At 31.9% G+C, this 23,122-nt stretch carries 22 protein-coding genes; 3 read left to right on the plus strand and 19 right to left on the minus strand.

All coding sequences use genetic code 11. From position 1 onward, the window contains the following. Nucleotides 1–54: 54 nt before the first annotated feature. From N3C_RS07230 to N3C_RS07300, 15 genes are all read right to left on the minus strand, one after another. Nucleotides 55–843: an N-acetyltransferase gene (locus tag N3C_RS07230; RefSeq protein WP_074365376.1), complete on the minus strand. Its 789-nt coding sequence runs from the start codon at nucleotides 841–843 to the stop codon at nucleotides 55–57. A 37-nt stretch (nucleotides 844–880) separates the two neighbouring features. Next, complete coding sequence (locus N3C_RS07235; protein WP_074365377.1) at nucleotides 881–2,308, minus strand: lipopolysaccharide biosynthesis protein; 1,428 nt, start codon at nucleotides 2,306–2,308, stop codon at nucleotides 881–883. A gap of 7 nt (nucleotides 2,309–2,315) precedes the next feature. After that, nucleotides 2,316–3,416 carry a DegT/DnrJ/EryC1/StrS family aminotransferase gene (locus tag N3C_RS07240; protein ID WP_074365378.1) on the minus strand — a complete coding sequence of 367 codons (1,101 nt, stop codon included), beginning with the start codon at nucleotides 3,414–3,416 and terminating at the stop codon, nucleotides 2,316–2,318. A gap of 21 nt (nucleotides 3,417–3,437) precedes the next feature. Further along, nucleotides 3,438–3,869 (minus strand): sugar 3,4-ketoisomerase, encoded by a 432-nt coding sequence (locus N3C_RS07245; RefSeq protein ID WP_373432800.1) that lies wholly within the window; start codon nucleotides 3,867–3,869, stop codon nucleotides 3,438–3,440. Beyond that, entirely contained in the window at nucleotides 3,869–4,846 is a 978-nt protein-coding gene (locus N3C_RS07250; RefSeq protein ID WP_074365380.1) for a glycosyltransferase family 2 protein, read from the minus strand. The genes N3C_RS07245 and N3C_RS07250 overlap by 1 nt, the downstream gene beginning before the upstream one ends. A gap of 15 nt (nucleotides 4,847–4,861) precedes the next feature. Further along, nucleotides 4,862–5,428 carry a CatB-related O-acetyltransferase gene (locus N3C_RS15425; RefSeq protein ID WP_074365394.1) on the minus strand — a complete coding sequence of 189 codons (567 nt, stop codon included), beginning with the start codon at nucleotides 5,426–5,428 and terminating at the stop codon, nucleotides 4,862–4,864. Nucleotides 5,429–5,571: 143 nt separating this feature from the next. Then, nucleotides 5,572–6,489: a glycosyltransferase gene (locus tag N3C_RS07260; RefSeq protein WP_074365381.1), complete on the minus strand. Its 918-nt coding sequence runs from the start codon at nucleotides 6,487–6,489 to the stop codon at nucleotides 5,572–5,574. A gap of 12 nt (nucleotides 6,490–6,501) precedes the next feature. Next, nucleotides 6,502–7,740, minus strand: coding sequence for an O-antigen ligase family protein (locus N3C_RS07265; protein ID WP_074365382.1), 1,239 nt, complete (start codon nucleotides 7,738–7,740; stop codon nucleotides 6,502–6,504). Beyond that, nucleotides 7,737–8,849 carry a glycosyltransferase family 4 protein gene (locus N3C_RS07270; protein ID WP_074365383.1) on the minus strand — a complete coding sequence of 371 codons (1,113 nt, stop codon included), beginning with the start codon at nucleotides 8,847–8,849 and terminating at the stop codon, nucleotides 7,737–7,739. The genes N3C_RS07265 and N3C_RS07270 overlap by 4 nt, the downstream gene beginning before the upstream one ends. Continuing rightward, on the minus strand, nucleotides 8,846–9,331 hold the full coding sequence (pssE, locus tag N3C_RS07275) for a PssE/Cps14G family polysaccharide biosynthesis glycosyltransferase (protein ID WP_074365384.1): 486 nt from the start codon (nucleotides 9,329–9,331) through the stop codon (nucleotides 8,846–8,848). The genes N3C_RS07270 and pssE overlap by 4 nt, the downstream gene beginning before the upstream one ends. A 33-nt stretch (nucleotides 9,332–9,364) precedes the next feature. Continuing rightward, nucleotides 9,365–9,910: a PssD/Cps14F family polysaccharide biosynthesis glycosyltransferase gene (gene pssD / locus N3C_RS07280; protein WP_242944058.1), complete on the minus strand. Its 546-nt coding sequence runs from the start codon at nucleotides 9,908–9,910 to the stop codon at nucleotides 9,365–9,367. Nucleotides 9,911–9,977: 67 nt separating this feature from the next. Further along, complete coding sequence (gene rfbA / locus N3C_RS07285) at nucleotides 9,978–10,856, minus strand: glucose-1-phosphate thymidylyltransferase RfbA (RefSeq protein WP_074365385.1); 879 nt, start codon at nucleotides 10,854–10,856, stop codon at nucleotides 9,978–9,980. Nucleotides 10,857–10,878: 22 nt separating this feature from the next. Continuing rightward, nucleotides 10,879–11,493 (minus strand): sugar transferase, encoded by a 615-nt coding sequence (locus N3C_RS07290; protein WP_242944060.1) that lies wholly within the window; start codon nucleotides 11,491–11,493, stop codon nucleotides 10,879–10,881. A 491-nt stretch (nucleotides 11,494–11,984) separates the two neighbouring features. Next, on the minus strand, nucleotides 11,985–12,374 hold the full coding sequence (locus N3C_RS07295; protein WP_074365387.1) for a GHKL domain-containing protein: 390 nt from the start codon (nucleotides 12,372–12,374) through the stop codon (nucleotides 11,985–11,987). 17 nt (nucleotides 12,375–12,391) lie between these two features. Next, a complete protein-coding gene (locus N3C_RS07300; protein WP_074365388.1) occupies nucleotides 12,392–12,637 on the minus strand; it encodes a LytTR family transcriptional regulator DNA-binding domain-containing protein in 246 nt (81 codons plus the stop codon). Nucleotides 12,638–13,273: 636 nt separating this feature from the next. Here N3C_RS07300 and N3C_RS07305 point away from each other — a divergent pair. The 3 genes from N3C_RS07305 to N3C_RS07310 all read left to right on the plus strand — a co-directional run bounded on the left by N3C_RS07305 (nucleotide 13,274) and on the right by N3C_RS07310 (nucleotide 18,719). Continuing rightward, a complete protein-coding gene (locus N3C_RS07305) occupies nucleotides 13,274–15,409 on the plus strand; it encodes a hypothetical protein (protein ID WP_074365389.1) in 2,136 nt (711 codons plus the stop codon). Nucleotides 15,410–15,856: 447 nt separating this feature from the next. Continuing rightward, nucleotides 15,857–15,940: a hypothetical protein gene (locus N3C_RS15500; RefSeq protein WP_373432801.1), complete on the plus strand. Its 84-nt coding sequence runs from the start codon at nucleotides 15,857–15,859 to the stop codon at nucleotides 15,938–15,940. 181 nt (nucleotides 15,941–16,121) lie between these two features. Then, the gene (locus N3C_RS07310; protein ID WP_074365396.1) at nucleotides 16,122–18,719 is read left to right on the plus strand and encodes a translation factor GTPase family protein; all 2,598 of its coding nucleotides are present in this window, start codon (nucleotides 16,122–16,124) and stop codon (nucleotides 18,717–18,719) included. 69 nt (nucleotides 18,720–18,788) lie between these two features. On the opposite strand, the gene N3C_RS07315 is transcribed toward N3C_RS07310, so the two are convergent. The 4 genes from N3C_RS07315 to N3C_RS07330 form a co-directional block, all read right to left on the minus strand. Beyond that, nucleotides 18,789–19,448 carry a dockerin type I repeat-containing protein gene (locus N3C_RS07315; RefSeq protein ID WP_074365390.1) on the minus strand — a complete coding sequence of 220 codons (660 nt, stop codon included), beginning with the start codon at nucleotides 19,446–19,448 and terminating at the stop codon, nucleotides 18,789–18,791. Then, nucleotides 19,405–20,814 (minus strand): leucine-rich repeat domain-containing protein, encoded by a 1,410-nt coding sequence (locus N3C_RS07320; RefSeq protein ID WP_074365391.1) that lies wholly within the window; start codon nucleotides 20,812–20,814, stop codon nucleotides 19,405–19,407. Before N3C_RS07320 ends, N3C_RS07315 begins: the two co-directional genes overlap by 44 nt. Before the next feature lie 60 nt (nucleotides 20,815–20,874). Next, nucleotides 20,875–21,648, minus strand: a complete 774-nt coding sequence (locus N3C_RS07325; protein WP_074365392.1) for a C1 family peptidase — start codon at nucleotides 21,646–21,648, stop codon at nucleotides 20,875–20,877. A gap of 72 nt (nucleotides 21,649–21,720) precedes the next feature. Continuing rightward, entirely contained in the window at nucleotides 21,721–22,773 is a 1,053-nt protein-coding gene (locus tag N3C_RS07330; RefSeq protein WP_074365393.1) for a cohesin domain-containing protein, read from the minus strand. Between the last annotated feature and the right edge of the window lie 349 nt (nucleotides 22,774–23,122).

Below are 23,122 nucleotides of genomic sequence, written 5' to 3' on the forward strand. Positions count from 1 at the left end.
TAGCTGTCTTAGATATATAAAAAACTTTGACAGTACCTTCATCTTAATGGTTTATTACTTATTTGACTTCACCCATTCATCATAACCAATACCTTCCCAAGGCATAGATCTGTCAAATGAGTATCTCCATGGATATACAGTTTCTCCAGTAAAATGGTTTTTAATTTTTGTTATATCAGCTATTACTTTTGCTGGACTCCCCCCAACAACAGTTTTTTCTTTAACGTCTTTAGTAACAACAGCACCTGCAGCTACTAGAGTATCACCTTCAACTGTTACACCGGGTAAAATAACACTGCCAGTAGCTATTACTGCAAAAGATTTAACTGTTACTCCAATAAATTGATTAGATGGTGGTGTAGGATCATTAGTTAACACTACATATGGGAATATCCAAACGTAATCCTCAATTTTTGAAAGTTGACCAACATGAACATTACTGTGTAATCTTGTATAGTTTCCTATAGTACAATTTCCTTGAATATCAGATAAAGTACCTATACTTACGTTATTACCTATTGTTGTTTTCTCACGAATAGTAACTCTGTGACCTGTTTGGAAATTATCACCTATCACAGTGTCTCCATAGATAATGGTGCCACTTCTAATAATTGAGTTTTGTCCAATTACAAGAGGATGATTTCCCGGTTTTCGATTATCATAAAAATCCATTTGATATTCACCTAAAATACATCCTGCACCTATAGTTGTTCCTTTTTTGATTGTAACATTATCTCTAATAATACAGTTATGATCTATATATACGTCATCCTCTAACACTACATTATTACCTATAATAGTACCTTCTTTAATTGTAACATTATTTCCCTTTTGAACAGCCATTAAAGCACCTCCCTAAATATTTTTCTATTATGTAATACTAATTATTTCCCTTTTTTAAGACTTTAATGAGTCTTAATAGGTCTTTCTTATATAAGTAGAAGTATATCAATGTAATTAAACTAGCTATAATTAAACTAATTAGTACATTTTCTCCAATAACCAATCTCCACATTATAAAAAAGACGATGAGTAGCCCAGTTGTAATCATAAACTTAGCAGATAGTCTTATTAATTTTATTCTTTTCAGCGCTAAAATGCATACTATATTTGAAACTACATATCCAAGTAAAGAAGCAATAGCAGCGCCTTCTATTCCAATAGTAGGAATTAATGTAAAATTAATAATAATATTGACAACAGCACCTACTGACAAAATCAACATATTAGGCCATGTCTTTTTAATTACAAGATACTGATTGCTTGCAACTTGAAATAACATTTGGAACAATGGTGCTAGAAATAGATAGGGAGCAACAATGTATCCTTTTACATATTCTCCAGTAAATAAAAGATGGAAAATAGGTTTACTTAAAGCTGCAACAAACATACCAGCAATGAAGGAAATAACGCCCAAATACTCATATATATTTGATGTGGTCTGAACTTGATCCTCATCTTTCATAGTTGAAAATGCAAAATACTGCCAACCACCTGCAAATGCAGTATAAATTAATTGACTTACTTGCCCTAATTTAGCACCCACTGCATATATACCTGTATATTCATTCCCCATCATCTTTGCAATCATTAGACGATTTGATGCATTTAAAAGCCAATATATAAGAAAATTAGGCAATAGCGGTAATCCTATAACAAGCATTTCTTTTATGTACTGCCAATTCACTCTCTTTAGTTGAAACCAATTTTTGTTTAGTATTCCAAAAATAACTTCTATGGCTAAAGCCGATATCACACTAGATAAAGGTAATGCAACAACATAATATCCTCTTATTAATAAGGGGATTGAAACAGCATAAGACAATACTGAACTCAAAGTATTAGTAATCAAAAATACTTTTCTTTGATTATTCATTCTTGTAGGTGCTGCAACGATAGAATTGGTTGAACCAATCAAAATGCTCATGGCTGTTAAAAGCAAAAGATTTTGATATTTTACATCGCTAAATATTAGCTTTGAAACAAAACTTCTAAATATAATTAAAATAATAAATACTGCAAAAGAAGTAAGTAATGTAAATCCTAATGCACTGGAACAAATGTCTTTCCTATATTCTTCATCCTCTTTTTCAAAAAACATTCGGAACATAGCATCACACATTCCCATAATAGCCAAAGCTGTACCAAAGGATACTACTGTTACCGAAAGATCATTTAATCCAAAATAAAAAGTATCCGGCATTAGTCTTGTTATAATTGGCAGCATTATAAGAGGTATAAGTTTACTTATAACACCACCTAATCCATAAATTAAAAAACTTTCTATAAATAATTTTGCCTTACTCATAACACTCCTACTTAAATTCATTAATAGTTTCTATAACGTACTGTACTTCTTCATCTGTCATTCCATAATACATTGGAATACTCAAAATTGTAGATGAAATCTCTTCAGCAATAGGTAGCTTACCTTTTTCTATATTTAAGGATTTGTAAGCTTCCTGAAGATGCATTGGGATTGGATAATGTTTAACTGTACCAATTCCTTTACTATTCAAATAGTTTTCTAATTCATTACGACGCTGACATCTAATAGCAAAAATATGCCAAACAGAAAAATAATCCTTATCCCCGATAAGAGGTAGCTTTATCATAGGATTCTTTATACCACTAATATATTTTTTAGCAGTTTCAATTCTATTCTCATTCCATTTATCAAGATGTTTTAACTTTATTCTAAGAAAAGCAGCTTGTATCTCATCTAGTCTAGAGTTGTTTCCTTGATATACATGATGATATTTAACTTCTGATCCATAATTACCAAGCATTCGAACCTTTCTAGCAATTTCAGGATCATTAGTTGTAATTGCACCACCATCTCCTAGAGCTCCAAGATTCTTTCCTGGATAAAAGCTGAATCCAGCAGCATCTCCTAGGGAACCAACTTTTCTGCCTTTGTATAGAGCACCATGTGCTTGAGCTGCATCTTCTATTACTTTTAAATTATACTTTTTAGCAATTTCATTAATAGGATCCATTTCTGCTGGACGACCTTGTAAATGTACAGCAATAATTGCTTTTGTTTTATCAGTAATTTTTTCTTCAATTAAATCTGGATTTATATTGTATGTATCAATTATAGGTTCTACAAATACAGGAGTTGCTCCAGTATAAGAAACAGCTAAAGCTGTTGCTATATAAGTATTAGATGGAACTATTACTTCATCACCATTACCTATATTCATAGCTCTCAAAATAAGATAAAGTGCATCTAAGCCATTACCAACACCAACAGCGTACTTTGTATCACAATAATCAGCGAATTCTTTTTCAAAGGCACTTAATTCATCCCCTTGAATAAATACACTTTTATGAAAAACTTCTGAAAATTTTTCTATAATTTCCTTTTCTATTTCATCATGCATTGGTTTAAATGTAACAAAAGGTATTTGCATAGTAATCCTCCTAGATTTATTTTAAGCTTCTTTCGCTTTTACAAATTTTAAAAACTCATCGTAATCTCTAATATAATCTGACTCATCGTAATAATCTGAAGCTAATACTAAAAGCACTGCATCTGGAGAGAAATCATACATTTCTCTCCACATATCATTGGAAATATATAATCCTTCATAAGGCTTTTCCAAAGATACATGCTTTTTTTCATATCCATTATCCAGAAGTATTTTACAAGAACCGTGAATACAAATTAATATTTGCTCTAATGATTTATGTGCATGGAATCCTCTTCGTACTCCTTCACCTGTATCATACATATAGTAAACTCTTTTAATTTCGAAAGGTATATCTTTAAAAGCCTCTAAGGCTACCAACTGTCCTCTCTCATCGCCATGTTGTTGGAACGCATACTTGATAACTTGCATTCTTTCATCTCCATTTCTTACCATTAATTAATATCAAGAATTTTCTTCAAAAGTAATACATTAGGTGGACTTTGTATATCCACAGGTCTTTCATTACTTCGCTTAAAATGATAAAATAGTAAACTAGGTTCCAAAATAGTTCTTAAGAATTTCTTTATCAAAGGTTGCTTTATCTTATTATAACTTTGTAACTTACAAGCCTTCTTTACTATAGAATCAGTAGTTTTAGTTTCATTAAGAATTTTCCATAATTCATCTTGATCCTTGTTCAATCTAGCCTGCCATTTTTCACTATTAGATGTGGATATTCCACTTCCATATTCATACCAAATCAAATAATCATCCCAAAATCCAATTTTAATATTGTCCGCAACAATTAATCCTACGGATAAATCTTCTGCATAAGTAATCTTTCCAGAAATTAATTGCAAATAATGCAAAGCTACTTCTTTCTTCATAATTAAAATAGCTCCAGAAATCCAATCCTTATAAATTAAAATAGACTTTTTAACGATATCAAAATCATAGTTTTGAGCTTCATAGCATTTTGTATTTCTTGGTGAACCATAATTATGTATACTTACGTTATTTTTATCATCTACTGAATAGTATACAGCTTTTCCAAAAGCGACCTTGTAATTACCATTATGTAAAAATTCATATAGCTTTTCAAAAGTATGTTCATCATAAAAAAAGTCGCCCGGTGATATAAATTTAACATATTCACCACTAGCTATTTTCAAACCATTAAGACAATTTTTTACGGTACCTTCATTCTGTGAATTCTTGGTTAACTTGAATGCTTCAAAGTTATTCCTAAAAAAATATTCTCTCAATTCATCAAAATGATTTACCTCTGAACCATCATCTGTAATTATTACTTCTAAATTGATATTTTTTTGACATAATATAGTATCAATCGTTTTAATTAATTTTGAATAATCACTATTATATGTACATACAATTACAGAAATTTGTATTGCATTGTTACCGTTTTTCAATGTATATCTATCTCCTTAAGAAATGATTTTAATAATTTGCTCTACAATATTATCAACATTTGATTCATCAAGTTCTTTTTCAAGATATTCTTGAATATTAATAATATTCTCCTCATTTATCTTAGAGTAATCTATTCTTTTTAAAGCCTCTATGATTTTAGGTGAAAACCTATATTTCACTATTCTGTTTCCAGCATAAATAGCATAAGGCTCAATATCTTTCGTAACTACGCTATTTGCTCCTATTATTGCCCCTCTACCAATTTTAACACCAGAAAGAATTACAGAACCATAGCCTATCCATACGTCATCTTCAACTACAATTTCACCTTTAGTAATTGATTCATTCTCATTAGTTAAGTACATTTTCTTAAAAGGATAAGTAGAAACTTTTTTATATTCATGCTCCCCTCCTAAAAGAAAACATACATTGGGACCTATAGAGCAAAAGTGACCAATAGTTAATCTTTCGTTATCATTCCCAAAATGTCTTACATTTAAAGTTCCATAGGTACCTCGTCCTATAGTCACCTTTCGTCGATTAAAACAGTTTCCTGCTTCCGTAAAATTATGCTTATTCATTTTTCTCCACAATTTCTTGAAAAGCCATAATTTTATATGCTTAAACAAGCTATTATTAGATATAAATCTGCTCACTTCTATCCAACCTCACCATATCTTTAGCCTTCATAACTACACAACTTCTACTACTAACAAGTTGTATTTTACTTACTTTCATATGTTTCTAGTGTTTTCTTTACAATGTCAACGCTTTTTAGTAGATTTCTATATTTAAAACTCCTCTTTTTTCTTTTACCACCTGCAACCTTTGTAGAAGTAATCTCTTCTGAGTGGAAGATCTTAAGTTCAGGGTTATATACCATAAGCATATTATCCTTAAGCATATTTATATAAAGTAAATCTTCCTCCATATAAAGGAATGTCCTGTTATCAAAGCCATCATATTTCTCAATAAATACAGGGGACATAATTAAACAACAACCATGCAATTGTACATTTTCCATACGTGTTGAGTAATCCGGTATAAACCCTGGTCGCTTTTTAAATATTACATTTTTCAAAGGACTTTTTATTAAAAATTCTCTCAAAAATTTAATAAATCGAATATATACTAAATCTAAACATATTTTGTTTAAGAATAGAAGTATTCTGTTTTTTCTTTCAAATTTATTAAGCTCATTAATAGTTATAGGACTGGTTCGTTTAGGATTACATTTCCCACTATCTTCATATGGAGTCATAATCATAGGTCCTAAAACTGCAAAATTTGATTTATTATATTCATCCTCTATTACATGGAAAAAATTATCTTGTATTAAATAGGTATCATTATTTAAAAATGCTATAAATTTAGGTGAGAAATGTTTTTTGGCATAATCATATCCTAAGTTATTTCCTCTTGCAAATCCTAAGTTTTCTTTACTTCTTATGACATGAATTTTTTCATTGTCCTTATGCTTATTTTGTAATATTTCTCCTGAATTATTAGGGGAAGCATTATCTACTATTACTATTTTATAATTAGGTGTATCAATTTTTTTTATAATTGAATCTACACAAATATCAGTTTCTTCAGTTGTTATATAGTGCAATATAATAAAGCAAATATCACAGTTGTACATACTTCTCATCCTTTACGCATTTAAAATCATACCAAAACACACCAATGCAAAAACTGAACTTCCTAAAGCATTATTTAATACATGTCCTCCCCAAAAAGAGTAAATCAGTGACAAACAAAAGGCGTAAAGGTAAAACTTGCTTCCCTTTCCATTCCTATATTTCACAAAATAGCCAAGTACACCAACAAATATTAGTACTGCTAGAATTCCATAGGTGAAAAACAAATCAAAAAAATCCATTTCAATAAGCAACAAATGATCTGTCATATCACCGCTTCCAAATAGCACCCTAATTAAAGTAAAGGAACTACTGCTGATCTCATTAAAATACAAAGGTATTCTATCAGTACGTTTTGAAGTTAGGTATGATAAAAGACCAGTACTATCAGCAAACAAGTACTTTTGTCTCTCCCAAATATAAAATAACTTATCATAAAAACATACAAATACTAAGAAAATAGTTGCAAAAAATATTACAAGAATAATTAGAATAGTTCTAATATTAAAATTTGAATTTTCTTTCTGTTTAATATATAACCTAAGCTTATTACCAACACTTAGTATGAAGATTAAAAAAGTAAATAAAAAACCTGCCTTTGCGCCTACTAATATAATGCAAACAACATTTAGGATCATTGTAACAATATATTTTTTAGAAAAATTATTGAGAAGTTTATTCAAAGAATAAAAGAAACAAATTATTAATGTATAACTTAAAGCATTAGTTGAATAATAAAATCCCTTATATCCAGTTGAGTAATAAGTTCCATAGCCTACCCCCATTACATATGGTATTAAAAGGGTTAATGGAACTAATATAGAAAATATATACAATACTTTGCTAACAGCCTTTCTTTTTATTTCCCCTTCTTTATTCAAAGATATGAAAACAAAAAGCATAAAGGGTAATAATAGCCATCGACTAAGATCTATCAATTCACTTATTACAGATTGTGTTGTAGATCCAATAAAATCATGTATAAGTATGGCTATTACGAAATAAGAAAAAATGCTTAAAAATACAACATACTTTTTCAACTTAAAATTTCTTAACCAGAAAAAGGCTAATATTAAAATAATCAGAAACCTATAAATTTGCCCAATTGTGATACTTGATTTTACTCCTGATTTAATAATTAATCCGTTCAAAGAATCAATTAGCGGAGACATAGAAAACAATACAATAAAAACCAGTTGAATATTAATTTTTTTAATATCAAGGTTTATCAAATTACTAACAACTCTCTTCAATTTCTTACATCCTTTTCCAAATTAGATTCATAGAGTATTTTTTTTAAATTATTGAGTATATTATCTCTACTATAGGAAATTGCAGATTTAAGCGCTCCTTTAGTAAGTTCAGTAGAATTGGATATGCTATTCCATTTCAAAATAACATCTGCTAATTCCCTGAAATTACCCTTTTCAAATTTGAAACCATTATAATTATCTTTAATGTAATATCTAGGTGCTGCAAAATCACTAGCAATAACAGGCGTACCACATGCCATAGCCTCAATTGCAACCAACCCTAGGCTTTCTCCTTCTCTTTCTGTTGGAAAAACAAATACATCTATAGAATTATACACATCTGCAAGTTTTTCTTGAGGCAATAATCCAAATCTTATAATCCTATCTTCAATATTATAATTGGAAATTAAAGAATTCATTTTTTCTTCCTCTGGACCACTGCCAACTATTACAAACATCAAATCTTTATTTTCTTTACTTACAATATTAATAGCCTTAATAAAAGTATCCCATCCCTTGCCAGTGGATATTCTTCCAACAAATCCTACATACTTATATTGATTACTGAGTCCTAATTGACTCCTTGTTAAAATCTTTTTATCATTATCATAGGGATAAAATACTTCTGTATCCACTCCTGCAGATGGATATACTTCCACTTTCAAATCAGATACGGAGTACTTTCTACACACATAATCTTTAAAATACTCTGAAGGTACTATGATTTTCTTGCTAATTGACATCAGTTTCCTTGTATACTTCTGGAATTTTTCCTGTTTATTATTTTCAGGAACTACATCACTACCATGAACATTAGTGTAGATATCAAATTTCTTAAATTTATTAGCGAATATTACAGGAGCACCACTATGGGAAGCATAATGTATATAAACTATATCATATTTATTAATGAATATTTTTATTAGCGTCTTAATATAGAACAAACTATATTTGATTAATTTTTTAAGTTTATTATTGCTTTTGGTTAATACAGATTTATCATAGGATAAACCTAGTTCATCCAATTGTTCACAAAATCTCTTAACAAAAATACCATATGACACATTTTTCTTATCTGGATACATATTTGATACTATTAATATCTTCATAATCTTATACCCTTTATAAATAATTCAATAGATTCTATTATACGATAAGTATTAGAAGTATACTCATTAAACTTCATATTTTGCAAATTATTGTAAACGTCTTTTAAATCTTCACAATCATAACATGGAGCTATAATATTTAACTCATCAAACTGCTTAATTATTTGCAGTTGGTGGTCATCGACATGTTCATCGTATTTGGACAGTCTTGGTACTGCAATTACCTTTTTACCTTGCTTAACAGCTCCAATTATGGCACCTGTGCCACCATGTGTAATAACTATATTACATTTTTTCATATTAGCAGCAAATTTATCTCTATCTAAAAACTCTTCATATTCAAAATATTTAGGCTTATAACTACTATAGCCAATTTGAGCAAAAACTTCTTCCTTAATAACTTTTTCCTCAATTAATGCATCTATTTTTTGTAACAATCGATTAAATTGAAATTTTTGTGAACCTAAAGTCACAAATATCATTATGATCGCCTCCCAAACTATTACTAAAAACCATTAATATATACCGCCCTTGTAAATAGCATTCGGATATATTTTTAACATAGGTTCCCATTGCACATAGAATTGGTCAGCATACTTATAAATTAATTTCCCTGTTTCTGTTCCAGAAGTGACCTTAGCAAAAGATTCTATATAAATCAATTTCTTTCCAAATAATTTTGAAATCAAACACATTGGTATCATTGCCAATACCCCTGTGCAGATCACTAAATCAGGTTTTTCAGAAAGAAAAATTTTCAAAGAAAGAAAACTGTTTGCAATCATTTTTAGAATGAAGTTTTTTTCCTTTCTGTTAACCTGTTTAATATAATATATTTTGCTTCCATTTATATTAGATTTATAAGCTGTTTGCTCCGTTAATATAAAACTATCGTACTTATCAATAAGAGGTTTAAGCATCATTAATTGCTCATAATGACCACCGGAAGAAGCAGCAAAACAAATCTTTATAGGTTTCTTCTTACTAGTTTCATTATCTTGAAGTTTTTTATTTTCGTTAGTTCCATTGGAATGGTGCTTTGGCATCTCTGTCTTTTTCACTCTTTCTCCTCTTTTCATTGTATTTATTTCAAATAGCTATTAAGTTTTTATGAATTCCTTCTTAGGACTAAAATTTAAAATCCTTTTCTTTAGCTATTCTCATTAAATACTGACCGTATTCAACTTTTGATAACTTCTCAGCTAAATTCAACAACTGATTCTTGTCTATAAAGCCTTTTCTATATGCTATTTCTTCTATACAAGCTATATACAAACCTTGCCTAGTCTGCACAGCTTCCACAAAGTTTGCAGCTTCTAAAAGTCCTTTATGTGTTCCTGTATCTAACCATGCCATTCCTCTTCCAAAGAGTTCTACCTTTAGTTTACTTCTTCTTAAGTATTCATTATTCACTGCTGTTATTTCTAACTCGCCTCTAGCAGATGGTTTTATATTCTTTGCAATATCTACAACATTATTATCATAAAAATACAAACCCGGCACAGCAAAATTAGATTTTGGCACCCGAGGTTTTTCTTCTATACTTATAACATTACCTTTTTCATCAAACTCTACTACACCAAACTCGCTAGGGTTACTAACGTGATAGCCAAAAATTGTTGCGCCATCTCTTTTAGCTGCTCTTTCAAGTCTTTCGGAAAATCCATAACCATAAAAAACATTGTCTCCAAGCACTAAAGCCACCTTATCATTTCCTATAAACTCTTCTCCAACTATAAAAGCATCAGCTAGTCCTCTTGGTTCCTCTTGTATTGCATAGCTGAAATTTAATCCAATTTGGCTTCCATCTCCTAATAGCTCTTTAAAAATATTAATATCTCTTGGTGTAGATATAATCAAAATATCTCTTATTCCTGCTAACATAAGTACTGATAGTGGATAATAAATCATAGGTTTATCATAAATAGGTAAAATCTGTTTTGAAACTGCTATAGTTACTGGATGAAGTCTCGTACCAGATCCTCCAGCCAAAATAATTCCTTTCATTAAATAAATACCTCCTTAATTCTTAAGCAGCATTTTTATCTCCAAATAACACAAAAAATGTTTTGAAAATCAATTTTAAATCTATCCATATACTTCTTTCACGAATGTATTTTATATCTAATTCCATCCACTCCTGGAATCCAATGCTGCTTCTCCCCATAACCTGCCAGTAACAAGTTAATCCAGGCTTAGCCTTAAGCTTTAATTTATGATATTCACTAAATTGAGCTACTTCCTTTGGTAAATTAGGTCTGGGACCAACTAAGGACATATCTCCTTTTATAACATTAAAAAGTTGAGGAAGTTCGTCAATGCTAGTTTTTCTTATAAATTTACCAACTTTTGTGATTCTAGGATCCTCTTTCATCTTAAATATTGGACCGGACATTTCATTTTGGCTTAAAAGCTTTTCTTTCAATTCTTCTGCATTTTCTACCATTGAACGAAATTTATACATTTTAAATAACTTACCATCTTTCCCAACTCTAATTTGAGAAAATATTATGGGACCTTTTGATTCAATTTTAATAGCTATGGCTGTAATCAACATTAAAGGACTTAAGAGAATAATACCTAAAATTGAAAGTACTAAATCAATAAGTCTCTTAACAAAAAAGTAGCTAAAACTTTTATCCATATCTTCTATTCCTTCGTTATTTATCTTTATTGTGTCCACTTTTTTCTCCTTCCCCATAAAACATTATAATCCTCTTACTTTATAATATCTTACTTTTTAAGTCAAATTAATTATATCGAATCTTGTATTATATTGCAATGAAATATTCTTTAATTAGTTCTGCTAGAACCGAACACTGAAATTTTTTGCTTATTATTATAGTATCTACTTATAATACTTTCTATCCATTAAAGCCTATAATCTTAAAAAAAGCTTATCATTTCTGCTAAACTTTCTCATACTACATTTTTATCCTTAACAGCTTTTATTTTGTCAATATCCTGTCTATTTCTACATGCTGCTTGATTATAGCATTTATATTTGAATAAACCTACCAAAGACACTATATGCACCTAAGTAACTTTTAAATAAAACAACACCAATAGATATATTAATAGGCAATAGAGCTATAATAATGTATCTACAGAGGTGTTATTTTTGATTAAATAAAATTACAGTACTACTCTTAGTGCAAATTCCCCATCCTTTGCTATAAACTGACAGTTTCCCTTAAGCTTTTCAGTAACATATTTGATACTTTGACTTCCAAAACCGTGCCCCTTTTCTTTAGCCTGTGGAATACCATCTAACATATCGATCTCATCTTCATATGGATTTTTAATAGATAAAAGTAACTTATCCCCATACATCCTCAAATCCAAATTAATACTTCTTTCTTTGTTGGTACCGAGCTTAGAAACTGCATGAATGGCATTTTCTAAACCGTTAGAAAGGATTGAAGTGAAATCCACAAAGGGTATGCTGAGAATGGCTGATGAAACGAAAACTCCAAATACCAGCAGTGAACTATTATTTAACATACCCAATATAAATTGTAACACCCTGTCTTCCTCCTCTCTCATTTATCTTGAAACATTATAGAAAAATAAGTATCTTTAAAAGCTCTTCCATACCCTCTAGCAATAGGTATAGAACGACCGTACCTTGTTTTAATTTCTGTATTGCTGAAATAATCCACATTTGGAATATATACAAGATAGCTGCGATGGCATTTAAAAAAGCCTTTTCTGTTTAACAAGGAAGTTTCAAAGCTGTAGAGAGGTTGAATAACTTCTAGAGCTTGTCCAGATTTCAAGAAAAACATTATATGCCCATTATACAACAAAGAATAAAAGCGGAGTAGATGTTGAAGCTTATAACTACCTAATTTATCACGAAGGACAAGATGATAGCCAAACTTACCAAAGCATAACTTTAGCATATACTAAGAACGCTGATAATTCTTTGAAAGATAACATAGATGCTATAAAAAACAGCATTGCAATTAAATAGCCCTTACCTACATTTAATAAGTAGCTGTTGCTCAACTGTTGTGCAACAGCTTTTTGCTGCTTTATTAGCTTTTTAACTAGGGTTCATAGTTATAGGGGTAACTAGCATTTATTGATCGAGATATTCTCATTCCTAACTATGTTGCTTTATTTCAAAAAAGAGTTGATGCATAAGAGGGTTTACATTTCACTCCAAAAATATAACGTTTCACGATAATTACCCCTATTCTTTTATTAATTTTTTTATAATAAAGGCAAAATAGGGCCTTTACGTCCTGCTATAAAAATCTTTTTATGACGATTTTATACATAAACGGATTTATACCTTTCTTTTTTTTCTCATGGTGGCATACTTTTAGCTAACGCTTCTAACCATGGAAAAATTTCAAAAAACAAAATAAAAAACCTTTGAAAATCATGGCAGAAAATTTAATAAAGGAGTGATGTTAATGAAGAAATGCCGAGAGTTGTTTAGAAAAGCCTTAAAGCTTTTGGGCTCAAAAAAACGTCAAATTACAGCAAGCCTTATGTGCCTTGTTATGCTGTTAACAATAGTACCTCAAGGGTCATTAACTGTACTTACAGTTTCCTCTGAAAGCGATCTATCAACAGAATCCGAAGAAGATTCATCTTCTGACTACAGTAGTAGCAGCACAGCAGATCATGTGCACCAGGATGAAATCAGTTTTAGCAAGTTGGATGGGAACTTTACTAGAGGGGAGCTTGCCCCAGGCGATTACTATCTTGATAGTGATATTCCTATAACTAAGACCATTATCATTAGTATCGGTACGGTAAGCCTGTGCCTTAACGGTCACACCATTAGTCAAGAATGTATTTGCAATAATATAGGCTTTTATGGCGGCGGCATATTTATTTCAAATGGCACCTTTACAATGAACGGAGGCAGTATATCAAGCAATTCCGGCAGTGAAGGTGACGGTATACTTGTTAGCTATGCAAGATTTACATTAAACAATGGCACTATATCAGGCAATACTGCTAAAAAAACCGGTGGTGGCATATATTCATCTAGACATACACTTATACTGAACGGTGGTAATGTAACAGCCAATACTGCTGGTCAAAATGGAGGCGGCGTATATACTGATAGATCATTCTCTGATTTTATCATTACAGTTGGTGGCTCACCGACTATAACCGATAACATGGTAACCACAGGTGCTGATAATACTGAAGTTATAGAAGAAAACTTTTGCATCGGCAAACCGATTAATCCTGCTAATCTTAATAAATTCCGTATATCTGACGACTTCTCAGGCAAAATTGTAGTAAGCACTACCCTGGTACCCACTTTAGATTCTCCAACTGTTATCTCAGTTAGTGTAAAAAAGGATTACAGTAACTACTTTTTTAGTGATAAAGATGGTTATGAGATTTTTAACAGTGGAAGTGGTAATAATCAGGTACTTAAATTAATAGTGTCCCATGAACATGAATGGCAAGAAAGTTGGAGCAGTGATAACTCAACCCACTGGCATGAATGCTCTGCTTGTCATGAGAGAATTGATGAAGAAGTTCATGTTCCAGAAACTGATGACGGCGATTGCTCAACAGCACTTAATTGCTCAGTATGTGGAGCAGTTATAATTCCTGCACATAGCCACCATTTTAGCGGTGAGTGGCTCCACGATGAAAATGGTCACTGGTATAAATGTAGCCACAGTGGCTGTACTGTGATAGATACTAAGGAAGCTCATGTATGGATTGAAGGTATATCATCTTCTGCTCCTAGCTATTTTGCAGATGGTCAACGCATTGATACCTGCGAAATTTGTGGAAAAACAAGGACTATAGTACTGCCTAAGCTTATAGACAACATTGCCCCTACAGGCAAGATCGCCATTGATAAAAATAGTTGGAACATCTTCTTTAATAACCTTACCTTCGGTTTGTTCTTTAAAGACACTCAAACCGTTATGGTAACTTCAGAGGATAAGGAAAGCGATGTTGATAAAACTTACTATTACCTGTCCCACAAGGAACTCTCTGAAGCAGAAGCTAAGAAAATTACAGCATGGACAGAATTTAACGGCTCCTTCAGTATTAATCCAAACAATAGCTATGTTGTTTATATCAAGATTACTGATAAAGCAGGCAATAGCTCTATTATTAATACCGATGGACTAGTGTTAGACAATATCATTCCTGCTATCAATGGTGTAACTGATGGTAAAACTTACTGTAAAGCGGTTACGGTAACTGTTACAGATGATAATCTTGATACGGTAAAAGTCAACGGAGAGACTATTAACCTCATAGATGGTACCCTCACCCTATATCCAGCTGATAAGGTACAAACCATTACCGCTATAGATAAATCCGGTAATAAAAAATCTGTAAGCATTAGGGTAAGTGACCAACACCAATGGGATGAAGGTCTTGTAACCCTTGAACCTACTGCCAGTGAAAAAGGTGTTAAAGTCTACACCTGTATCAATTGTGGCGAAACTAAGACAGAGGAAATCCCAATGCTAGCACCTTCCATAATCAATGGACACAATAGCACTTGGAAGCCTGAAGAAGGCGGTATACTAACTTTCAGATCTAATGCAGCCTTCTAAGATTTTGTTAATGTACTTCTCAATGGCGAAATCCTTGACTCAAAATACTATGAAGTAAGAGAAGGTAGCATTATTGTAACACTGAAAGCAGATTATCTATCCACTCTTCCTGCTGGAACATATACCTTAGGCATCCAGTCTGTTAGTGGTATAGCCTCAACTAATTTTACAATCGCAGCAAAAGTAGATGATGAAGAGCCTTCAAAGCCGGATGATAAAAAATCACCTCAAACTGGAGAAGAGAGAGTTCCTCAGAAGGAAGAAGAAAAAGCTCCTCAAACCGTTGAAGAGAAAAATCCTCAAGGTAAAGAAGAGAAAGCTCCTAAGAGTGAATATATCAATTTACCTCAAAATGAGGATAAAAAGTCATCTCACACTGATGATTCAAAATCATCTCAGACAAATAAAGAAAATTCACCAAAGACTGGTGATGACAGAAATATATTATTGTGGTTTGCTCTTTTACTTCTTTCGGGAGCTACAATCATTGCATCTATTAAAAAGAGAAAAGAAAATAAGAGCTTAGTATAAATAACTTCCTCCCTGTACTGGATGGTACAGGGAGTTTTTCCTTTCTTTTTTAAGTTTAATTCAACAAAATATGTCTTAAACAGCAGGGCTGTAGGACACTTCAACTCCCTTAGTTTTTATGTTAGAATCAATATATAAGAAAGCTAAAAAGAATGCAAAAGTAAAGGATTTGAGATATATTATGAAAAAATTAGTGCTTGGAATACTAGCTCATGTAGACGCTGGTAAAACAACTTTATCAGAAAGCATGCTATATTTAAGCGGAAAAATTAGAAAATTAGGAAGAGTAGACAAACAAGATGCTTTTTTGGATACCTATGAGCTAGAGAAAGCCAGAGGTATAACCATTTTTTCTAAACAGGCCTTATTTGAAATTAAGGATACTGAAATTACATTATTAGATACCCCAGGACATGTAGACTTTTCAGCGGAGATGGAAAGAACTCTTCAAGTTTTAGATTATGCTATCTTAGTAGTAAATGGTGTCAATGGAGTTCAGGGCCATACTAAAACTTTATGGCGTCTTCTATCTGCTTATAAAATTCCAACCTTTATTTTCGTTAATAAAATGGATCAAGAAATTGCAAATAAGGAAATAGTATTAGAGCAATTAAAAAAGCAACTTAGCGAAGGTTGCATAGATTTTACAGAAGAAGAAACAGAAGACTTCTATGATGAAGTGGCGGTTAGAGACGAGTCTACCTTGGAAAGGTTTTTAGATAAAGGAATCCTTGAAAGCTCTGATATAGCAAGGCTCATAAAAGAAAGAAAGGTCTTTCCCTGTTACTTTGGCTCAGCTCTTAAATTACAAGGGGTTAATACCTTTATGGAAGGCCTAATTAAATACGCTGAATACCCAGTTTACCCTAGCGAATTTGGTGCCAAGGTATTTAAGATTTCTAGAGATGATCAAGGTAATCGACTTACTTTTATGAAAGTAACCGGTGGAAAGCTAAAAGTAAGGATGATTGTTCCCCAGGGAATGACTGAAGAAAAAATAAATCAAATTAGAATATATTCCGGTGAAAAGTTTGAAGGGGTAAGCGAGGTAGAGGCAGGCACCGTATGTGCAGTTACAGGTCTTACCCAAACTTACCCCGGCCAAGGCTTAGGTATAGAAAGCCATACTTATGCTCCTATGTTGGAACCAGTTTTATCTTATCGCATCTTACTACCGGAAGACTGTGACCCTAAAGTTATGATGCCTAAACTTAAGATGCTAGAAGAAGAGGATCCTGCCCTTAATATACTTTGGGATGAACATTTGCAGGAAATTCAAGTAAAGATCATGGGAGAAGTGCAGCTTGAAATTTTACAAAGTATTATTAAGGAACGTTTTAATGTAGATGTATCCTTTGACTCAGGAACCATATTATATAAGGAAACTATTACAGATGTAGTAGAAGGTGTTGGGCACTTTGAGCCTTTAAAACATTATGCAGAGGTTCATTTAATATTGGAACCCGGTGCTCCAGGCAGTGGTTTACAGTTTTATAATAAGTGTAGTGACGATGAACTTGATAAGAACTGGCAACGATTAATTATGACTCATCTGCAAGAAAAGATCCATAAAGGTGTATTGACAGGCTCTCCCATTACAGATATAAAAATAACTTTAGTAGCAGGACGGGCCCATAAAAAGCATACGGAAGGTGGAGATTTTAGAGAAGCTACCTATCGTGCTGTCCGTCAAGGTTTGAAGCAAGCAAAATCTATTCTACTAGAGCCTTACTACGAATTCCAAGTGGAACTGCCAGAAAAAATGGTAGGTCGTGCTATGATGGATATAGAAAGAATGCATGGAAGCTGTGAGCTTTCAGAAACTAATGGAGAAATAGCAATCCTCACTGGTAGCGCTCCAGTGGTAAATATGAAAAATTATCAAAGAGAATTGATTGCCTATACAAGAGGATTGGGAAAATTATTCTGCAACTTAAAGGGCTATGAGCCTTGTCATAATGCAGAGGAAGTAATAAATAGCATTGGCTATGATTCTGAAAGCGACATAGCAAATCCTACAGGCTCTATATTCTGCGCTCATGGTTCAGGATTTTATGTAAGCTGGGATCAAGTAAAAAATTATATGCATATAGAAAGCTGTTTACATAAGGAAAAGCAGCAAACTTCCCAAAAACAGATTAAAACTCCTTCTATAGTTACTGAAGATTCCATTGGCTTAGAGGAAATAGATGAAATTATAAACAAAACCTATTATGCTAATCAAGGTTCAAAATCTTCTTGGAAAAAGAGAAGAAGTGCTGTTCAAGACTATTACAGATCGAAATCCACTAGCCATGGTATAACTAAAGTAAAGGAGCCTTATCTTCTCGTAGATGGCTATAATGTTATCTTTGCATGGGAGGACTTCAAAGAATTGATGGATATCAATCCGGATGCTGCCCGTAGTAAACTATTGGATTACTTAAGTTATTACAAAAGCCTAATAAACTCAAATATTATCGTAGTATTTGATGCCTATAGAGTACAAGGTCATGGTACAGAAATTTTTGATTATAATAATATTCATGTAGTGTATACCAAGGAAGCTGAAACAGCAGACCAATATATTGAAAAGTTTGTACACAACAATCAGGTCACCTATGATATTACCGTGGCAACCTCAGATAATCTGGAGCAAGTTATAATTAGGAGTAAAGGTGCCTCCCTTATATCTGCCAGAGATCTAAAGGAAGACATAGAAAGGGTAACTAAAAAGGTAATGGAAGAATATCGGGAGAAGCAAGTACAGGAACGTAATTTCATATCCGATAATATATAACTGATTCTATATAAAAAAAATTAGGTAAAGCTTTAGTCTTCACCTAATTTTTTTATCCTTTATACTTAGTTACTGCCCACTCACCGATCGAATTTGAGGGGCAATAGTTAAATCATAAAGATCCACAATACCGTCCCTATTAAGATCCTTCTTAAGTGTCCATTTTGTATCTATTTCCATCATGCCGTTATAACTAGATGCTATAGCTGCAAAGTCTACAAGGTCTACTATACCATTGGAGTCTACATCTCCGTAAAGTTCTTCTTTAGCATAAATGAAAAACTCTTCTTTATCATTTGTTGCATTTGAGTTACTTTGGCTTTTAACAGCCCCTTCACCAATTGTTAAATATAAATATGAAGATTTATAATCTGTTTTTAGTGGAGTAACTATTAAAGCATTATCAACCACTCGTAGATTGAAATCTAAAGTAGTAAATCCTGCTTGTAGACTTACTAAGCTATTAGCATTGCTTGCAAGGCTTATTGGTTGATCGTATTCTAATACTATGCTTTCTCCTGTCATAATTTCAGTTGAGTAATAACTTTCAGTTCTTTTATTGTTTATAGCTCCTACTTGCAGTGGTTTAAATTGATCGTCTTGGCCTGAGCAATATATGCTTAAATAAGCAAAACTGTTTAAGATGTCACTAGCACTGCTACCGACTGTAAAATCTATATAGTTATTATATAAGTATATATAAACATATGAAGTTTTTTTTACCTTCAACAAGTTTCTTTAAGGGGCTTATGTCTTTTATAAAGTTATTTGATATATTAATAATTTGCAAATAATATAGTTTTTCCAAAGGAGAAATATCATTTACTAGATTGTACGCTATATTCAAACTATACAAAGATGGCATATTACTTATCACTGATATATCTCTTATACTATTGTAGCTAATATTTAACTCTTTAAGATTTATAAGATTGCTTAACGGACTTATATCTTTAATAGAGTTTGATTGCAAATATAATTTTTGTAGTGAATTTAGTGTGCTTAAAGGCTTGATGCTGATAATTTCATTATAACTTAAATTTAAAACTTTAAGCTTTGCAGCATATTCCAAGCCGCTTAGGTTAATGATACCTTCAGAGGATAAATCCAACTCTTCTAAAGTTCTCATATCTCCTGCGGTAATGTCACCGGAACTCTTACCTAATTTAGATCTTACTGCACTTTCCAAAGCAGTATCCTTAAAAGTTACTACAGTATTTGCTGCAGGATATACATTGTATTCCTTGGTGTAGTCATTATACATATATTGACCTTGTGAATTTTGAACTGCTTCTTTAGGTATATATAGCGTTAATTTACTATACAAATAACTCTCTGGTATTTCGTTTATAATCAAATTCTTACCGCTGATAGTAACGGATTTTTGAACTTCCTCTTCCTGTTCATCCTTAAGGCTTATTTTGCTAAAATCGCTACCTGCTGAAATATCATCGCTAAAAGTAATGGTTATAGCTTCTTTAGGAGAAATTTCATCACTATTTGGTGTTACTGAACTTATTGTTACATAATTGCTATAATCTACGCCCTTAGAATAAGCATTTATGGCAAAAGCTATAGCTGAATTCTGAATTGTGCCTGAAGACATTTGAATATAACTATTGCCATTGGCCAAACTACTGTCACTTTCACCATAATAGGCATCTCCTGATAGTTTTACCCATACCATAAATTCCTCTCCAGCGGACACTTCTACAGTATTTTGCAAGTTTATTGTGTGGTAGCCACCTTGAGATAAGGTACCAGAAGCAACTTTTGTTTTTGCCTCAGTAATATTGCCAGATACTATTTTATCAAGCCATATTTCATAGGATATATTTTGTGAAAAAGTATAGAATCCAATTGCAGATATACTTTCTCTTTCTTTAGCAGTAAATCTGTTACCTACCATAAAGTTACCTTGTTCAACATAGTATGAATAAGGTACACTGTCAGTAAAACTATACATATTTTTATAAGTATTTATATCTTCAATGCCATAAAAAACAGCATTACTATCATAACCTAAGGATATATCATAGTAAGATATATAAAAATAACCACTATCTCCCCACCATTGTCCCCAGCTATTTTTCACAAGAAAGGCTCCATCTCCTGGTGGTTCAACTTTAAAATTGCTTTTAGAAAAGTTATCATCCTAACCAACAATGGTTATAGCATGATTAGGTGTTCTGATATCTTTATTATAATAGGATACTTGTCCATTAAGTTTGGAATAGGTACCGCTATCATAATAAGATGATGATACAGCACCATATGTAACTATTGCATTTTTTATCTCAGTATTATCTAGAGCATTTTCTCTAGAGGGAAGAAATATAATATCTTTAACCCTGTATTGGGGCTTTAAATCTGCCCTAACATTTATATTACTCACTACTGCTGGGTTAGGATAAGGAGCTTCCTTTTCTAAAATAGGCCCTTTACCGGATACAAGATAGGCAGTTGCAATATGATTATTACCTCCATCATCAGGATTTACTTCCCCATTATATACAGCCATATGTATTTCAGAAAAATCATAATCCTCACCGGAAAGTTTTTTTATGGTACTTTCTAAAGAACCATAGGTTGCAAAAGTCCAACAGTCACCTATAGATCCCTGGTCTCTTACAGCCGTAACATATCCATAGTTTCTTAAATCATACTTTTCAGGTAAAACAGTGGCTTTGAAAAGGCCCTTGTTATAGATAGAAGAAGCTTTTTTAACCTTTATAGATGTAGGTATATAGTCTCCCTCAGTATCCACCTCACTAGGTTCCTTCAAAATCACAGGTATTAATTCAGTAACCTCTTCCTTGTTATTGTTAAGCTTGTCCGAATTTTCTATAGCCTTTACCGGAATCAAATTAAAGTTGCTTAAGAAAATAACAAGAGTCAGCAGTAAACTTATGTTTTTCAGTTTTTTCAAGTCACCATCCTCCTTAAATAATTTTTTGTTAAGTACATTCTACTATATACTTCGGTAAAATTATATATATTTCTACACTTTTTTCTGTGAACCTCTGCGGTGTATTATAACAAGTGTAAAAGCAACTATTAAAACCAAAAGAAAAACAAAAAGTTTAATACTAACTTTACCTTTCTCCCCTTCACCCTTTAGCTCAAGAGACTGATTTTCTTTTACTTCAATATTTTCAGAAATATTTTCTTTCTCTTTCTCTAATTCCTCCTTATTCTCTTCATTGCTTCCTAGAACTTCATTACTAGCACTAATATCATCCTTGCCACTAGTGCTATCCCCTTGTCCCTCTGTTGAGACATTAACAGTATTGCTTTCATCTGCATTACTATTATTTCCAGTATTCTCTCTTCTAACTATTGTTGTATCTTGTACATTATTTCCGTCAACTTGTTTATCTTTTATGGTATTACTGCTTTCTGAAGTATTAGCTGATTTCTTAACCTCTGTAGTAGCCTTTGAATTTACTGCTGTACTTTTTCCTGAGCTTGTTTTAGCTTTATCTTTATTAGTTTTAGAAGAGCTTTGTTCTGATGAAGGAACTTTTCCATAAGGGGTAAAGTCATAGTTAATATACTCTATAGAGCTATCTACAAGATCAATTCTCATATTATAGCTATCCTTTAACTCCTCTTGAAAGGCCTTGGCATTTATAAATAATTCTGCTTTTTTAAGAACTTTAGCCTTAAAAACAACAATAGTGCCTTCTCCAGAGTAACCTTCATTTTCACCTATAGCAGTGAAAATATATCGAGCTAAATCCTTAGTTCCTTCATTGTCTGTAGGCAAACTTTTCTGTTCAAAGAGGTTTACCCCTTCTTTATTTAATAAGCTTCCCTTTTCTATACTAGTAATTTGTAATATTGAGATATCAATTTTAAAGCGAATATCTCCAGTGTATAAGTTTTTGATATTATTGGTGTATATAGAAATTTCTATTTCATTTCCAGCTTCAATTGCACCGGAAACTTTAGCCTCTAGCTTACTTATCTCCTGAGCTTGTACATTAAACTGCCCTGTTGATAAAAAAAATATAGTAAACATGATAGTTATAAAACCTAAAAACTTTCTCATGGATATCCCACTCTCTATTTTTTATTATTCTACATATTTTATAAATAATTATATCATTAATTTTAGTGAGCTCATATAAGGAAAAAAGGGTTTTCACTTATTTACAGTGGAGAAGGGGTTTTTATTATAGGTAGGTATACACTGTATAAGCAAAGTCATTTATATATAATGAAGTTGTTATGTGAAGGATTAGTAGCAATTAGATAATTTTAAATTATGATAAATTTCAAAAGAATTAAAAGATGCTTTAGGTAGGACTAACATACAAAATTGATTTGTAAAAATATATACTTAGATTAATATATTGGACACAATTAATCGAACTTTTTATATAGAAATTCTTAATATA

This window comes from Clostridium sp. N3C (genome assembly GCF_900095445.1).
GTDB lineage: Bacteria > Bacillota > Clostridia > Clostridiales > Clostridiaceae > Clostridium_AU.

Coding starts and splice junctions, on each gene's coding strand:
- pssE (WP_074365384.1), bottom strand. CDS start 9,331: ATGATATTTGTGACTTTAGGTTCACAAAAATTTCAATTTAATCGATTG.
- N3C_RS07305 (WP_074365389.1), top strand. CDS start 13,274: ATGAAGAAATGCCGAGAGTTGTTTAGAAAAGCCTTAAAGCTTTTGGGC.
- N3C_RS15425 (WP_074365394.1), bottom strand. CDS start 5,428: ATGAATAAGCATAATTTTACGGAAGCAGGAAACTGTTTTAATCGACGA.
- N3C_RS07330 (WP_074365393.1), bottom strand. CDS start 22,773: ATGAGAAAGTTTTTAGGTTTTATAACTATCATGTTTACTATATTTTTT.
- N3C_RS07235 (WP_074365377.1), bottom strand. CDS start 2,308: ATGAGTAAGGCAAAATTATTTATAGAAAGTTTTTTAATTTATGGATTA.
- N3C_RS07240 (WP_074365378.1), bottom strand. CDS start 3,416: ATGCAAATACCTTTTGTTACATTTAAACCAATGCATGATGAAATAGAA.
- N3C_RS07260 (WP_074365381.1), bottom strand. CDS start 6,489: ATGTACAACTGTGATATTTGCTTTATTATATTGCACTATATAACAACT.
- N3C_RS07245 (WP_373432800.1), bottom strand. CDS start 3,869: ATGGTAAGAAATGGAGATGAAAGAATGCAAGTTATCAAGTATGCGTTC.
- rfbA (WP_074365385.1), bottom strand. CDS start 10,856: ATGAAAGGAATTATTTTGGCTGGAGGATCTGGTACGAGACTTCATCCA.
- N3C_RS07300 (WP_074365388.1), bottom strand. CDS start 12,637: ATGTTTTTCTTGAAATCTGGACAAGCTCTAGAAGTTATTCAACCTCTC.
- N3C_RS07290 (WP_242944060.1), bottom strand. CDS start 11,493: ATGGATAAAAGTTTTAGCTACTTTTTTGTTAAGAGACTTATTGATTTA.
- N3C_RS07230 (WP_074365376.1), bottom strand. CDS start 843: ATGGCTGTTCAAAAGGGAAATAATGTTACAATTAAAGAAGGTACTATT.
- N3C_RS07310 (WP_074365396.1), top strand. CDS start 16,122: ATGAAAAAATTAGTGCTTGGAATACTAGCTCATGTAGACGCTGGTAAA.
- N3C_RS07270 (WP_074365383.1), bottom strand. CDS start 8,849: ATGAAGATATTAATAGTATCAAATATGTATCCAGATAAGAAAAATGTG.